The 13,967-nt window shown below is 71.3% G+C and carries 12 protein-coding genes; 5 read left to right on the forward strand and 7 right to left on the reverse strand.

The window, feature by feature from the left end; all coding sequences use genetic code 11:
- Positions 1–18 precede the first annotated feature (18 nt).
- Positions 19–687: a ThuA domain-containing protein gene (locus tag ACPYN5_RS12160; protein WP_424449254.1), complete on the reverse strand. Its 669-nt coding sequence runs from the start codon at positions 685–687 to the stop codon at positions 19–21.
- Between the two features lie 114 nt (positions 688–801).
- On the reverse strand, positions 802–1,428 hold the full coding sequence (locus ACPYN5_RS12165) for a TetR/AcrR family transcriptional regulator (protein ID WP_424449255.1): 627 nt from the start codon (positions 1,426–1,428) through the stop codon (positions 802–804).
- A gap of 62 nt (positions 1,429–1,490) precedes the next feature.
- Here ACPYN5_RS12165 and ACPYN5_RS12170 point away from each other — a divergent pair, with 62 nt between their 5' ends.
- The 5 genes from ACPYN5_RS12170 to ACPYN5_RS12190 all read left to right on the forward strand — a co-directional run bounded on the left by ACPYN5_RS12170 (position 1,491) and on the right by ACPYN5_RS12190 (position 8,432).
- Entirely contained in the window at positions 1,491–2,612 is a 1,122-nt protein-coding gene (locus ACPYN5_RS12170; protein ID WP_424449256.1) for an agmatine deiminase family protein, read from the forward strand.
- The gene (locus ACPYN5_RS12175) at positions 2,609–4,330 is read left to right on the forward strand and encodes an amidase (RefSeq protein WP_424449257.1); all 1,722 of its coding nucleotides are present in this window, start codon (positions 2,609–2,611) and stop codon (positions 4,328–4,330) included. Before ACPYN5_RS12170 ends, ACPYN5_RS12175 begins: the two co-directional genes overlap by 4 nt.
- A gap of 67 nt (positions 4,331–4,397) precedes the next feature.
- On the forward strand, positions 4,398–5,765 hold the full coding sequence (locus ACPYN5_RS12180; protein WP_424449258.1) for a pyridoxal phosphate-dependent decarboxylase family protein: 1,368 nt from the start codon (positions 4,398–4,400) through the stop codon (positions 5,763–5,765).
- 91 nt (positions 5,766–5,856) lie between these two features.
- The gene (locus ACPYN5_RS12185) at positions 5,857–6,810 is read left to right on the forward strand and encodes an L-lactate dehydrogenase (protein WP_424449259.1); all 954 of its coding nucleotides are present in this window, start codon (positions 5,857–5,859) and stop codon (positions 6,808–6,810) included.
- A gap of 11 nt (positions 6,811–6,821) precedes the next feature.
- Positions 6,822–8,432, forward strand: coding sequence for an L-lactate permease (locus ACPYN5_RS12190; RefSeq protein ID WP_424449260.1), 1,611 nt, complete (start codon positions 6,822–6,824; stop codon positions 8,430–8,432).
- Positions 8,433–8,501: 69 nt separating this feature from the next.
- Here the strand turns inward: ACPYN5_RS12190 and ACPYN5_RS12195 are convergent, their stop codons facing one another.
- The 5 genes from ACPYN5_RS12195 to lysS form a co-directional block, all read right to left on the reverse strand.
- Entirely contained in the window at positions 8,502–9,224 is a 723-nt protein-coding gene (locus tag ACPYN5_RS12195) for a hypothetical protein (RefSeq protein WP_424449261.1), read from the reverse strand.
- Between the two features lie 86 nt (positions 9,225–9,310).
- Positions 9,311–10,780 carry a cardiolipin synthase gene (gene cls / locus ACPYN5_RS12200; protein WP_424449450.1) on the reverse strand — a complete coding sequence of 490 codons (1,470 nt, stop codon included), beginning with the start codon at positions 10,778–10,780 and terminating at the stop codon, positions 9,311–9,313.
- A 65-nt stretch (positions 10,781–10,845) separates the two neighbouring features.
- Entirely contained in the window at positions 10,846–11,037 is a 192-nt protein-coding gene (locus tag ACPYN5_RS12205) for a hypothetical protein (protein WP_424449262.1), read from the reverse strand.
- A gap of 5 nt (positions 11,038–11,042) precedes the next feature.
- On the reverse strand, positions 11,043–12,209 hold the full coding sequence (locus tag ACPYN5_RS12210) for a DUF4192 family protein (RefSeq protein WP_424449263.1): 1,167 nt from the start codon (positions 12,207–12,209) through the stop codon (positions 11,043–11,045).
- Between the two features lie 99 nt (positions 12,210–12,308).
- A complete protein-coding gene (gene lysS / locus ACPYN5_RS12215) occupies positions 12,309–13,826 on the reverse strand; it encodes a lysine--tRNA ligase (RefSeq protein ID WP_424449264.1) in 1,518 nt (505 codons plus the stop codon).
- Positions 13,827–13,967 lie beyond the last annotated feature (141 nt).

The following is a 13,967-nucleotide window of genomic DNA, read 5'->3' on the forward strand; positions in this document are numbered from 1 at the left end:
CGTCGCTCGTCGGCGCCGTCAGCTTCCGGCGACCGCCCAGGCGGCGAGGGCGGCGACGAGGGTGCGGTGGCCCGAGGCCTCGAAGGCGCGGGCGTCGTGACCGAGCACATCGACGGCGATGCGCCCGCCGCCGAACTCGCGGACCCAGGCCGCGGCCTCCTTGGCGTCGTCTCCCTCGTGCCACGCGACGACGGTGCGCCGGCCGAGCCGCTGCAGCGCGCAGTAGCGCTCGTCGTGCGTGTGGAACGTGGTCGGCACCTCGACGGGAACGGCCTCGGGCTCGACCTGCACCGTCATCTCCCCCGCCTCCGGGTGGTATGAGAGCCCCGGCAGCCAGATCGCGCCCAGTGCCGGCGCCCACTCCGGGTAATCGCGCAGCGACGAGACCGCCGAGTGGATGGCCAGCACCCCGATGCCGCGTTCGAGCGCTGCCGCGAAGCCCGCCACCGACGCGGGCGGAGCCCCGCGGGGCACGCTGCTGCCGCCCCGCCACGGATCGCCGGCGCAGACGACGACGAGGTCGAATCCGTCGAGGCTGGCCATGCCCTGGTCGACGTCGTCGGAGACCGCGACATCCCAGTCCCGGTGGCGGAGGATGTCGGCGACCTGCGCGCCGACCTCGGCGAACGGATGCCACGGGTCGGCGTAACGCCCCGACCCGGTGAGTACCAGTGCTCGATGTGCCATGCCGGTGTCCCTTCGCGCGCGTGCTCCCACCGTAGAGCCGAAGTGCGGCCCACCGCAGACGGATTGCGGATGCCCGGCCCCTGTGTCACCGCGGGCGCGGCGCCTCTCGCGGGGTCAGGAGGCCGTGAGCTCTCCCGGGCGGAGCCCCAGCATCGCCTCGACCGCGGTCGACATGAGGCGGATGCGCGAGTCGGCGTCGCGCCACGACACCAGCGCATGGGCGTTGAGCCCGTCGATCATTCCGAGCACCTGCGCGGCGACGGCCGCCGGATCGTCGACGCGGAACGCACCGGCGCGCGCACCGTCGCGGACGATGCCCTCGAGGAACCCGGTCCACGCGTCCATCTGGGCGCGCACCCTCTCGGCGAGCGCTTCGTTGCGCCGCCCGAGCGCCCACGACTGCACCCACACGAGAGTGACGTCCGACCGCGTGCCGTCGAGCAGCGTGACCAGAAGGTCGCGGACGACCGCGACCAGGTCGGACCGCCCCGACCGCAGTCGTTCCAGGTCGACGAGCTCGGCCCCGACGATGGAGTCGAAGGCGGCGGCGACGACGTCGTCCATGCTCGGCGCGTGGTGCGCCACGAGCGCCGGCCCCACACCGACCTCACTCGCGACGGCGCGCAGCGTGAGAGCGTTCAGCCCCTGAGTCCTCGCGATGCGCTCGGCGGCGGCGGCGATCTGCCCGCGCCGCTGCTCGCCGCTCAGCCGTGACCGGCCCGCCTGATCCTTTGACGCCATGCCGGCCAGTCTGTACGCTTCCGAGAAATTGATCAAATGATCAACTACTCGGGAGGATCACGATGGCCTGGAGGATGCCGGCTGAGGGCGCGCCGCACGAGCGCACATGGATGGCGTTCCCGCGCGTCGGATTCACCCTGGGTGAGACGGATGCCGAACGCGCCGAGGGGTACGCCGCGTGGACGGCCGTCGCCCACGCCGTGGCCGAGTTCGAACCCGTGTCGATGCTCGTCGACCCGACCGAGACCGCCCGCGCGCGCGACCTCCTCGGCGGCGCCATCGAGCAGCACGAGACGCCGGTCGACGAGTTCTGGATGCGCGACCACGGCCCCACCTTCGTCGTCGACGACGATCGTCCGGGCGTCCTCGGTGCCGTGGACTGGATCTTCAACGGATGGGGCGCACCCGACTGGGCCGACTGGCGCCTCTCGGCCGAGCACGCCCGCCTCGTCGCCGCCGCCGTCGGCGCGGAGCTCGTCAGCTCGGTGCTCGTGAACGAGGGCGGCGGCATCCACGTCGACGGCGCCGGCACGGTGCTCCTCACCGAGACGGTCCAAAGGGATCCTCGACGAAACCCCTTCGCCGACCGGGCTCGTGTCGAGGCGGAGATGCTCCGTACGCTCGGCGCCGGCACGGCGATCTGGCTGCCTCGCGGCCTCACTCGCGACTACGACGAGTTCGGCACGAACGGTCACGTCGACATCGTCGCGACCTTCGCGGCACCCGGGCGCGTACTGCTGCACGCGCAGCCCGACCCGGCGCATCCCGACCACGCCGTCATGCCCGAGATCCGCGCAGCGCTCGAGGCGGCCACGGATGCCGCCGGGCGGGCCCTCGAGATCACCGAGCTCCCCGCTCCCGCGCAGCTGCGCGACGACGAGGGCTTCGTCGACTTCAGCTACGTGAACCATCTCGTCGTCAATGGAGGGGTGATCGCCTGCGGGTTCGGCGACCCCGCGGCCGACGACCGTGCCCGCGGCATCCTCGCCGACGCCTATCCCGGTCGCCGCGTCGTGACGGTCGATGCGCGCCCGCTCTTCGCGCGAGGCGGTGGCATCCACTGCATCACACAGCAGCAACCGGCCCTCGCCCCGCACTCCCGGGTCGACTCGCCGCTCTCTGCGGATGCCGGTCCCGCCGGATCCGCACTCTCCGGCGACCGGACGGGCGGGAGAGGCGAGTGATCGAGGTCAGCGAGGCGAGCATCGCCGAGCTCGGGGCGGCGCTCGCGAGCGGAGAGACGACCGCGGTCGAGCTCGCCCGGGCCTACCTCGCCCGCATCGACGCCTTCGACGGCCCCGGCACCGCCACGGCGCTGAACGCGGTCGTGGTCCGAAACCCGGACGCCCTCGACGAAGCCGCCGAATCCGATGCCCGCCGAGCCCGCGGCGAGGCTCGCGGCGCGCTCGACGGCATCCCCTACACGGCGAAGGACAGCTACCTCGTGCGCGGACTCACCGCCGCCGCCGGAAGCCCCGCCTTCGCGGAGCTCGTCGCGCAGCGCGACGCCTTCACCATCGAGCGGCTGCGGGAGGCCGGGGCCATCTGCCTCGGACTGACCAACATGCCCCCGATGGCCAACGGCGGCATGCAGCGCGGGCTCTACGGCCGGGCCGAGAGCCCGTACAACGCCGACTACCTCACGGCGCCGTTCGCGTCGGGCTCTTCGAACGGCTCAGGTACGGCGACAGCCGCGAGCTTCGCCGCCTTCGGCCTCGGCGAGGAGACCTGGTCGAGCGGGCGCGGACCCGCCTCCCACAACGCCCTGTGCGCCTACACCCCGTCCCGCGGCGTCATCTCGGTGCGGGGCAACTGGCCGCTCGTGCCGACCATGGACGTCGTCGTGCCGCACACCCGCACGATGGCCGACCTGCTCGCCGTCCTCGAGGTCGTCGTCGCCGACGACACCGAGCCGCGCGGAGACTTCTGGCGCACGCAGCCCTGGGTCGAGCTGCCCGCAGCCTCGGCCGTCCGCCCGGAGCGCTACGCCGACCTCGCCGTCGCCGACGCCGTAGCAGCCCGCTCCGCTCTGGCGGGTCGCCGCCTCGGCATCCCCCGCATGTACATCGGCGCCGATCCGGATGCCGGCACCGCCGACTCCCCCGGCATCGGCGGGCCGACCGGTCGCCGCCTCGAGACCCGGGCGGGTGTCATCGAGCTGTGGCGGACGCTCCGCGCCGAGCTCGAGGCCGCCGGCGCCGAGGTGGTCGAGACCGACTTCCCCGTCGTGTCGCGCTACGAGAACGACCGGCCCGGCGCCGGGTCGATCGCGACGAACGGACGCGTGAGCGCGGAGTACCTGCGTCACGAGATCGTCGATCTGTCGGCGTGGGCGTGGGACGACTTCCTGCACGCCAACGGCGACCCCGCCCTCCCCGGCCTCGCGGGCGTCGACGGTGCGCAGATCTTCCCGCACCCCGCGGGCGCCCTGCCCGACCGCTACGACGGTTTCGACGACGACATCGCGGAGTACCCCGCCTGGGTCAGGGATCACCCCGGCGCGGAGCTCACCGACATCCCCCACCTCGAGGCGGGCCTCCGTGGTCTCGAGCAGACGCGCCGCGTCGACCTCGAGGACTGGATGGATGCCGCCGGCCTCGACGCCGTCGTCTTCCCCGCCGTCGCCGACATCGCTCCGGCCGACATGGACGTGAACGCCGCCTCGGCCGACATCGGATGGCGCAACGGCACCTGGATCGCCAACGGCAACCTCGCGATCCGCCACCTCGGCATCCCGACGGTAACGGTTCCCATGGGACTCCTCCCCGACATCCGGATGCCGGTGGGCCTGACCATCGCCGGGCGCGCGTACGACGACAGCGCGCTCCTGCACCTGGCCGCCGCGATCGAGGCTCTCGCCCCACGCCGGGTCGCGCCGCCCCGCACTCCCCCGCTCACCTGAAGCCCGACCGCGAGCCACGGCCCCGCCGCTCGCGCCCACCGAACTACCCTCGACGCAAGGAGGACCCATGACCGAGCGCTTCCCCGCCCGCATGCACGACGTGACCGATGAGACCCGCGCGATCGTCGACCTCGTGCTCGAGTACTCGCGAGGCCGGCTCCTGGCCGAGAACACCCCGCTCGACAAGCCGCTGCCCCCGTCGGAGCTGCAGCGGCTGGCCGGGCGGACGATCGACGCCGACGGGATCGGCGCACGCAAGGCCATCGGCGTCTTCGAGCACATCCTCGCCCCCTCCTGCATCTCGACAGACGATCCGCGGTACCTCTCCTTCATCCCGAGCGCCCCGTCGAAGGCGGCGGCCGCGTTCGATCTCGTCGTCTCGGCGAGCGCCCTCTACGGCGGGTCATGGCTCGAGGGCGCCGGTGCCGTGCACGCCGAGAACGAGGTGCTGCGCTGGCTCGCCGACGAGTTCGGCCTGCCGACCGGTGCGGGCGGCGTCTTCGTGCAGGGCGGCACCCTGGGCAACCTCTCGGCGCTCGTCGCCGCGCGTGAGACCGCGCGCGCCCGCGGCATCCGTCCCGATCGATGGCGCGTGGTCTGCAGCGCCGAGGCTCACTCGTCGATCGCCTCGGCGGCGCGCGTCATGGACGTCGAGGTCGTCGCGGTGCCGGTCGCCGACGACGGCGTGCTGCGCGGCGAGGCGGTCCGCGCCGCCCTCGCCGAGCACGGCGAGAGCGTGTTCGCCGTCGTCGCCACGGCCGGCTCGACCAACTTCGGCATCGTCGACGACATCGCCTCGGTGTCGGCCGTCACGCGCGAGCACGGCGTGTGGCTGCACGTCGACGGCGCGTACGGCCTCGCCGCGATGCTCTCACCGGTCGCCCGCCACCGCTTCGCGGGGGTCGAGCACGCCGACTCGGTCATCGTCGATCCCCACAAGTGGCTGTTCGCGCCGTTCGACGCGTGCGCGCTGATCTACCGCGATCCCGAACTCGGCCGCCGCGCTCACACGCAGCACGCCGAATACCTCGACACGCTCACCGAGACCGGTGACTGGAGCCCCTCCGACTACGCCGTGCACCTCACCCGCCGCCCGCGCGGACTTCCGCTCTGGTTCTCGCTGGCCACCTACGGCACCGACGTCTACCGCGATGCGATCACCCGATCGATCGAGCTGGCCGAGCGCATCGCGGCCGAGATCGAGCGTCGCGACGAGGTGACCCTCGTGCGGCGCCCGCAGCTCGGCGTCGTCGTCTTCGAGCGGGTGGGGTGGGAGCGGGCGGACTACGCGCGGTGGTCGTCGGACCTGCTCGAGCGCCAGCACGCGTTCGTCACCCCGAGCAGTCACGCGGGGCGCACGAACGCCCGTTTCGCGATCCTCAACCCGCGGACCACGTTCGACGACCTCACCGGCATCCTCGACACGATGAGGTGATCGGCGCTTCCGGCGGGGCGGAAGAATGCGTCGCCGGAGGACCCACGACGGGTACTGGATCCTATGGTCTGACCACATCTAGAATGATGTCGTGAACGTAATCGAGAACTCGAAACTGACCGTCGTCGGAGCCGGTGCCGTGGGCGCCAGCGTCGCATATGCCGCCCTCATCCGCGGGTCCGCCCGTCATGTCGCCCTGTACGACATCGCGGCCGAGCGGGTCGAGGCGGAAGCCCTCGACCTCGCACACGGGTCGCAGTTCATCGGAGCGAGCGACATCGTCGGAAGCTCGGACGTCTCGGTGGCCGCCGGCTCGCATGTCGTCGTCATCACCGCGGGGGCCAAGCAGGAGCCCGGGCAGACCCGCACCGAACTGGCCGGCGTCAACGCGCGCATCATCCGCGGGATGATCCCGCAGCTCCTCGAGGTCGCTCCCGACGCCGTCTACGTCATCGTGACGAACCCCTGCGACGTGCTCACGGTCGTCGCCGCCGGGGTGGCGGATCTGCCGCGGCAGCGCATCTTCTCCTCCGGCACCGTGCTCGACACCTCGCGCCTGCGCTGGAAGCTCGCGCAGCGCGCCGGCGTCTCCACGAGCAGCGTCCACGCGTACATCGTGGGCGAGCACGGCGACACCGAGTTCCCGCTGTGGTCGAGCGCCACGATCGGAACGGTGCCGATCCTCGAGTGGGAACGGCCGGGCCACCCGCGCATGACGCTGGACGAGCTCGACCAGATCGCCGCCGACGTCCGCGATGCCGCCTACACGGTCATCCGCGGCAAGGGCGCCACCAACTACGCGATCGGGCTGTCGTCGGCCCGCATCGTCGAGGCGATCCTGCAGGACCAGCACGCCGTCCTGCCGGTCAGCACCGTGCTCGACGGCTTCGCGGGGGTCGACGGCGTCGCCCTGTCGGTGCCCTCGGTCGTGAGCGCGTCGGGCGCCGTCCCCATCCCGAACACCCCCATGTCCGAGAACGAACGGATGCAGCTGCGCGCCTCCGCCGATGCCCTTCGCGGGGTCATCGGCGCCGTGCGCAGCTGAGAGGCACGATCATGTGGACCCAGACCGTAGACCCGCTCGGCACCCCGTGGCTGTCGGCCCTCGTCGCCGCGGTGCCGATCATCATCTTCCTCGTCTGCCTCGTCGCCCTGAAGCTCTCCGGCATCCTCGCCGCCGGCATCGCGGTCGTCGCGGAGGTGGTCGTCGCCCTCTTCGTGTTCGGCATGCCCGCCTCGGCCGTCGGCGGCGCAGGCCTGTTCGGTCTGCTCAGCGCGATCTGGCCGATCGCCTACATCATCGTGATGGCGGTCTGGCTCTACAAGATCGCCGTCGCGAGCGGCCGGTTCGCCGTCATCCGCTCGTCGATCGCCCTCGTCTCACCCGACCAGCGCCTGCAGGTGCTGCTGATCACCTTCGCCTTCGGCGCGTTCCTCGAGGGTGCCGCGGGGTTCGGGGTGCCCATCGCCATCTGTGCGGCGATGCTCGTGCAGCTCGGGTTCAAGCCGGTGAAGGCGGCCATGCTCAGCCTCGTGGCCAACCTCGCAGCCGGAGCCTACGGCGCCATCGGCATCCCGGTGATCGTCGGCGCGCAGGTGAGCGGTCTCGAGGTGGCGGACCTGTCGCGGATGCTCGTGCTCATCCTGCAGCCGCTGACGCTCCTCATCCCCTTCCTGCTCGTGATGATCCTCGACGGATGGCGGGGGCTGCGCGAGACCTGGCCGGCAACGGTGCTGCTCACCCTCGTGTTCAGCGGCAGCCAGGCGGCCGTGCTGATGTTCCTGGGCCCGGAGCTCGCGGCCATCGTCCCGGGCCTTCTCGGGATGCTCGCCCTCGCGGGGCTCCGTCTGGTCTGGCAGCCCGCGCACATCTTCCGCGAGAACGGCGCGACCGCCCCGGCCGAGGAGCGCCACACCGCACGCGAGGTCATCGCGGCGTGGAGTCCGTTCTACATCCTGACCGTGCTCGTGTTCGTCTGGAGCATCCCCGCCTTCAAGGCGCTCTTCCTCCCCGGCGGCGCGTTGAGCTGGGCCGTCGTCAACGTCCCGATCCCCGGCGTCTTCGGCCAGGTCACCACCGCCGGCGGCGTGCTCGCGCAGACCACGTGGAGCTGGACGCCGATCAACGCCACGGGAACGGCGATCCTGCTCGCGGTGCTGGTCACCTTCGCCACGACGAAGGCGCTGACGGGCCGGATGCTCCGGGATCAGTTCGCGCAGACGTTGCGGGAACTCTGGCGGGCGCTGCTGCTGATCGCGCTGATTCTCGTCCTGGCCAACATCGCGAACCTCTCGGGCGGCTCGGCGAGCATCGGCAGCGCACTGGCCGGCGCCGGGCCCCTGTTCCCGCTGTTCGCCCCGGTCATCGGCTGGATCGGCGTGTTCCTCACCGGATCGGTCGTCAACAACAACACGCTCTTCGGTCAGCTGCAGGCCACGACCGCCGATCGGATCGGCATCGACCCGACGCTCTTCGTCGGAGCCAACACCGCGGGAGGTGCGGCGGCGAAGGTCATCTCGCCGCAATCGATCGCGATCGCCGCCGGCGCGGTCGGGCTGTCGGGTCGCGAGAGCGAGATCCTCCGGGCGTCGATCTTCTACAGCCTGGGCATGCTGGCGTTCATCAGCGTCTGGACGTTCGTCCTGTCGCAGCTCGGCTCGATCTAGACCGCGGAGAACACGGATGCCGGCGAGCGCTCAGCTCGCCGGCATCCGTTCGCGTGTCGGAGGGTGCGGTCAGCCGGTGACGGCGATGCGCTGCTCGTCGCCGGTCGCCGACACGAGCACCAGCTCGCCCGGCCGGTCATCGTCCGAGACCTCGCCGACCCCGAGCACGCTGAGGCGAGGCGCGTAGTCCATCGTGCACACCTGGTCGGCGGGTGCAGCGGCCTCGACGACGCGGACCTCCCCGGCCGGCGTGAGCTCGACGGTGTCGAACACCGGCGGACAGCTCGATGATCCGTAGGTCAGCAGCACGAGGCCGCCGTCGTCGAACCATCCGGCCGACGGCAGCATGTCGGCGACCTCGCCCGCGGCGGGCGGCACGAACCCGGGGATGCCGTCGAGGTCGGTGTCGCCCGCGAAGGCTCCGGTGATCACGATCTCGACGTCCTGCGACGGGTCGACGCCCTCGGGCAGCGACACGAACGATGCTCGCGGCACGTAGTCGCGCGTGCAGGCCTCGCCCTGCTCGGTGATCTCCACGGTCACGGTCTGCCCCGACGCCGTCGCCTCGCCGGCCACCGGCTGGCACGACGAACTGCCGTACGTCACGACGCCGATCGCCCGGCCGCCGTCGAGCCACGCGGCATCCAGCTCGGCGTCGCTCTGCGGGGCGGCGGTGTCGGTCTCGGGGGCGCCCGGGGTGTCACCGGCGCCGGGAGACGTGGCGCAGCCGGCCAGCCCGAGGGCGGCGAGCACCAGCAGCGCGGTCGCCGCCGTCGTCGTTCGTGTCGTCATGGGAGTCATCCTTCCGTCGCTGGTGTGAGAGTGTCACGAGCACCGCGTTCGTCTCAGATGTACCACGACCGCTTCGGCGCGCGCCGTCACTGCAGGGCGGAGGTCAGGCGCGCGAGGTTGTCGAGCACCGTCGAGCGCAGCGGCTGCTTCATCCACTCCTCGAGCGTCAGCTCGCGCGAGAGCGACCGGTACTGGTCCTCGACCCGGCGGAGCTGCGCGATGAACTCCTCGCCGCGCACGAGCATGGAGATCTCCAGGTTGAGACCGAACGAGCGCATGTCCATGTTGCTCGAGCCGATGATGGCGACGTCGTCGTCGATCGTCAGGCTCTTGGTGTGCAGGATGTAGGGCTTGGGGTACATCCAGATCTTCACGCCGGCGCGCAGCAGGGCCTCGTAGTAGCTGCGCTGGGCGTGGTAGACCATGGCCTGATCGCCCTCTTCGGAGACGAACAGCTCGACCTGCAGGCCGCGCTGGCACGCCGTCTGCACCGCGAGCAGCAGCCCCTCGTCGGGCACGAAGTAGGGGCTGACGATGATGACGCGCTTCTGCGCAGCGAACAGCAGGGCGGTGAAGAGCTTGAGGTTGTTCTGGAACTCGAAGCCCGGTCCCGACGGGACGATCTGGCAGTCGAGGTCGCCCGGTCCGCTCTCGAGCTCGAACAGGCCCACGTCTTCCGAGGGCGCCGATCCGGTCTCGCTGTACCAGTCCGAGAGGAAGACCGCGTCGATGCTCGCCACCACGGGGCCCTGCACGCGAACCATCAGGTCGACCCAGTGCAGGCCGCGCTTGATGTTCTTCTTCAGGTTGTAGGTCGAATCGGTCATGTTCTGCGAGCCGGTGAACGCCACGGTCCCGTCGATGACGATCAGCTTGCGGTGGTTGCGGAGATCGGGCCGCTGGTACTTCCCGCGCAGGGGTTGAACGGGAAGCATGTGATGCCAGTCGGCCCCCATCGCCGAGAGCCGCTTGACAGTGTCCCGGTAGAACGGCTTGCCGCGGTTGGCCCAGTAATCCAGCAGCACCCGCACGGTCACCCCGCGCGCGGCGACTTCCTCGAGCGCGGCGAAGAAGACCTCCGTGGTCTTGTCGGACTGCAGGATGTAGAACTCGACGTGCACGTAGCGTTCGGCCCGGCGCACCTCCTCGGCCATCCGGCGGATGCTCTCCTCGTAGTCCGAGATGATCTCGGCGCCGTTGTCACCGGCGAGCGGCATCGCGCCGAGGTTGCGGTTGAGCGTGACCACCGACGTGAACCACGCGGGCGCGTCGGGTCGCAGCGTCCCGAAGTCGAGTCCCTCGCTGGTCTCGCGGATGTACTGGTTGATCTCGCGCTGCATCCGCCGGCGCTTGCGCGGCAGGCGCGGGTTGCCGATGAGCAGGAAGAGGAAGACGCCGACGAACGGGATGAAGTAGATCGCGAGCAGCCACGCCATCGCCGCGGTGGGCCGGCGGTTTCGCGGAACCACGATGACCGCTGTGATGCGGATGATCAGGTCGGCGATGAAGACCAGGACGAGCCACCAGCCGGGGAATTCGTACGCGGTGAACTCGATGGTCACGCCGCCCCTCCGATCTGGTCGGAATCAGCGTATCGGGCGCGACCGCTCATCCCGGAGGCTCAGGGGGCGGTGCGGTCGGGCGCGGGTGCGGCGAGCCCTCGGGCCGCACGCTCCTCGGCCTCGATCTTCGCGTACGCCCGGCGCTCGGTACGGTCCATGCGCAGGATGCCGCGGAGGATGAACACGAAAAGCACCGAGACCACGAGGGTCGGCAGCAGCGACCAGATGACCGCGCTCACGTATTCGTCCATGTCTCCTATCGTACGTGGCCCCGCTGATGGAAAGCCCAGTCGGGCAGGTGACCGATCTGCGCGAACGACAGGAGGATCTCGGCGAGGCCGTGATCGGGGTCGATCTCGAGCGCGCGCCGCGCGTACGACGCGGCATGCGTGGAACGGCCCAGCGCCCACGACAGCCACGCGCACAGCGACAGCGCCCCGGGTCGCAGCCGGCGGGGAGCGAGAGCCGCGATCTCGCGCGTCACGCCGAGGGCGGAGAGCAGGCGATCGGGATCGGGCCTGTCTCCGTCGCCCCACATGATGCTCCCCAGCTGTTCGGGGTAGTCCTCGCCGTCCTCCCATCGGCGCTGGGCCTCGAGAGCATCGCCACCTCGGCGCGCGTCGGTGGCCCACTGCACGAGGGCGACGTCGCGCAGTGATGGTCGCGAGAAGCACCACACGAGCAGCGCGACCACGAGCGGCTCGAGCTCGGCGGGGTCGCCGGTCAGCACCCGCTCGAACAACCGCGGTGGATCATCGAGCTCGCACGCGGCGGCGAGCGCGGCGGGATCGACCGTGCCGCCGGCCGCGGGGTCGCGGGACTGACGCCGACCGCCGCCCACGCGCGGGATGCCGCACAGCACCGCGACCGCGGTCTCGAGAGAGCGGAGGGCGCCGCCCACGACACGACGCTCGGCGGCGGTGCGCCGCGGGAGCTCGGCACCAGAGGTGTGATCCCCGGTCACCTGCGCCCCGGGCTCCGGGGCGCAGTGCCGGGTGGCGGCCCGCACGATCTCCTCGATGGACCGCCCGCCGCGCGGGCAGGCGGCGTCGAGGTGCGAGCCCCACCCGTCAGCCGCGACGGTCAGCAGGTCGACGACTCGGACGCCGCAGGCGTCGGCAGCGCGACCCAGCGCGGCGAGGACCGCGGCCCCGGGCAGCCCCTCCGCGGCCGACTCGGGCGAGTAGACGATCGCCGTCAGGGCGTCGGCATCCGGGATGCGGCACACCATCCCCACGACCGTCGCTGCGGCGCTGTCGAGGTCGGCGAGCGCGCCGGTGGGCAGGTCGACACGCATCGCGCCGAGGCTGCGCGTGCCCGCGAACGGCACCACGACGAGGCTGCGGGTCGGGTTGAACCCGAGCAGGTGAGGGACGAGAGAGAGGAAGTGCGCGGCATCCGCGGCGCGAACGGTCGTGGTCATGCAGACCAGGCTGGCGCCGGGCGCACCGGCGCAGACCCCGAGCGGTTCGGTATGTGGAAACCCACCAGCCTGGGCCTGCGGCGCAGGAACCGCCGGCGGTTACTTGACCAGCGGGAAAAGGATGGTCTCGCGGATGCCGAGCCCGGTGATCGCCATCAGGAGGCGATCGATGCCCATGCCCATGCCACCGGTCGGCGGCATCCCGTGCTCGAGGGCGCGGAGGAACTCCTCGTCGACGCGCATCGCCTCGTCGTCGCCGCGCGCGGCGAGCTTCGCCTGCTCGACGAAGCGCTCACGCTGGATGACGGGGTCGACGAGCTCGGAGTAGCCGGTCGCCAGCTCGAAGCCGCGGACGTAGAGGTCCCACTTCTCCACGACACCCGCGATCGAGCGGTGCTCGCGCACCAGCGGCGACGTGTCGACGGGGAAGTCCATGACGAAGGTGGGCCGCTCGAGGCCGCCCTTGACGAAGTGCTCCCAGAGCTCTTCGACGAGCTTGCCGTGCGTCGCGACCTTCTCCGGGACGACGACCCCCACCTCGGCGGCGAGCTCCTGGAGCTCCGCGAGTGAGGTCTCGGGCGTGATCCGGCGACCGGCGGCCTCTGACAGCGAGTCGTACATCGAGATGCGGTCCCACTGGCCGCCGAGGTCGAACTCGGTGCCGTCGGCCCACGTGACCGTCGTCGATCCCGCGACGGCGACGGCGGCGTTCTGGATGAGCTCCTGCGTCAGATCGGCGATGCCGTTGTAGTCGCTGTAGGACTGGTAGGCCTCGAGCATCGCGAACTCGGGGCTGTGCGTCGAGTCGGCGCCCTCGTTGCGGAAGTTCCGGTTGATCTCGAACACGCGGTCGATGCCGCCGACGACGGCGCGCTTGAGGAAGAGCTCGGGCGCGATGCGCAGGTAGAGCTCCGTGTCGAACGCGTTCGAGTGCGTCACGAACGGACGGGCGGCCGCGCCGCCGTGCTGCACCTGCAGCATCGGGGTCTCGACCTCGAGGAAGCCGTGCTCGTCGAAGGTGCGACGCAGCGACGCGTTGACCTTGGCCCGCGCGACGACGGTCTCCCGCGCGGTGTCGCGCACGATGAGATCGAGGAAGCGCGAGCGCACGCGGCTCTCCTCGCTCAGCTCGGAGTGCAGGTTCGGCAGCGGCAGGAGGGCCTTCGACGCGATCTGCCAGCTGCTCACCATGATCGACAGCTCGCCGCGGCGGCTCGAGATGACCTGGCCGGTGACCGACACGTGGTCGCCCAGGTCGACGAGCTCCTTCCACGCCTGAAGCGACTCGTCGCCCACCTCCGCCAGCGAGACCATCGCCTGGATGCGGCTGCCGTCGCCCGACTGCAGCGACGCGAAGCAGAGCTTGCCGGTGTTGCGGCTGAACACGACGCGGCCCGCGACGGACGCGGTGACACTGGTCTCGGCACCGGCCTCGAGGTCGGCGTAGCGCGCACGCAGCGCCGGGATGGTGTCGGTGACGGCCACGGCGACGGGATACGCGCCGCCGGCGGCATCCGATCGCTCGGTGAGCAGCCGCTCGCGCTTGGCGAGGCGCACGGCCTTCTGCTCGATGACGTCGTCGGCGTCGTCGGTGGGGTGCACGGGCGCGTCGCTCATGGCAGAAAAACTCCTCGGGATTCGACGTGCCAGTCTACCGAGCGCGCCGCGGGTGCTTCGCGATACACCCGTCGGACCGCTGGTGCTGATGGCGCCTCGGTGGCGGCGTGGGGCCACTCCAGCACCACCGGTCCGACGAAT

Source organism: Microbacterium arborescens (genome assembly GCF_049707515.1).
GTDB classification, from domain to species: Bacteria; Actinomycetota; Actinomycetes; order Actinomycetales; family Microbacteriaceae; genus Microbacterium; species Microbacterium arborescens_B.

Coding starts and splice junctions, on each gene's coding strand:
- ACPYN5_RS12180 (WP_424449258.1), top strand. CDS start 4,398: ATGACCGAGCGCTTCCCCGCCCGCATGCACGACGTGACCGATGAGACC.
- ACPYN5_RS12205 (WP_424449262.1), bottom strand. CDS start 11,037: ATGGACGAATACGTGAGCGCGGTCATCTGGTCGCTGCTGCCGACCCTC.
- ACPYN5_RS12210 (WP_424449263.1), bottom strand. CDS start 12,209: ATGACCACGACCGTTCGCGCCGCGGATGCCGCGCACTTCCTCTCTCTC.
- ACPYN5_RS12170 (WP_424449256.1), top strand. CDS start 1,491: ATGGCCTGGAGGATGCCGGCTGAGGGCGCGCCGCACGAGCGCACATGG.
- lysS (WP_424449264.1), bottom strand. CDS start 13,826: ATGAGCGACGCGCCCGTGCACCCCACCGACGACGCCGACGACGTCATC.
- ACPYN5_RS12160 (WP_424449254.1), bottom strand. CDS start 687: ATGGCACATCGAGCACTGGTACTCACCGGGTCGGGGCGTTACGCCGAC.
- ACPYN5_RS12195 (WP_424449261.1), bottom strand. CDS start 9,224: ATGACGACACGAACGACGACGGCGGCGACCGCGCTGCTGGTGCTCGCC.
- ACPYN5_RS12165 (WP_424449255.1), bottom strand. CDS start 1,428: ATGGCGTCAAAGGATCAGGCGGGCCGGTCACGGCTGAGCGGCGAGCAG.
- ACPYN5_RS12190 (WP_424449260.1), top strand. CDS start 6,822: ATGTGGACCCAGACCGTAGACCCGCTCGGCACCCCGTGGCTGTCGGCC.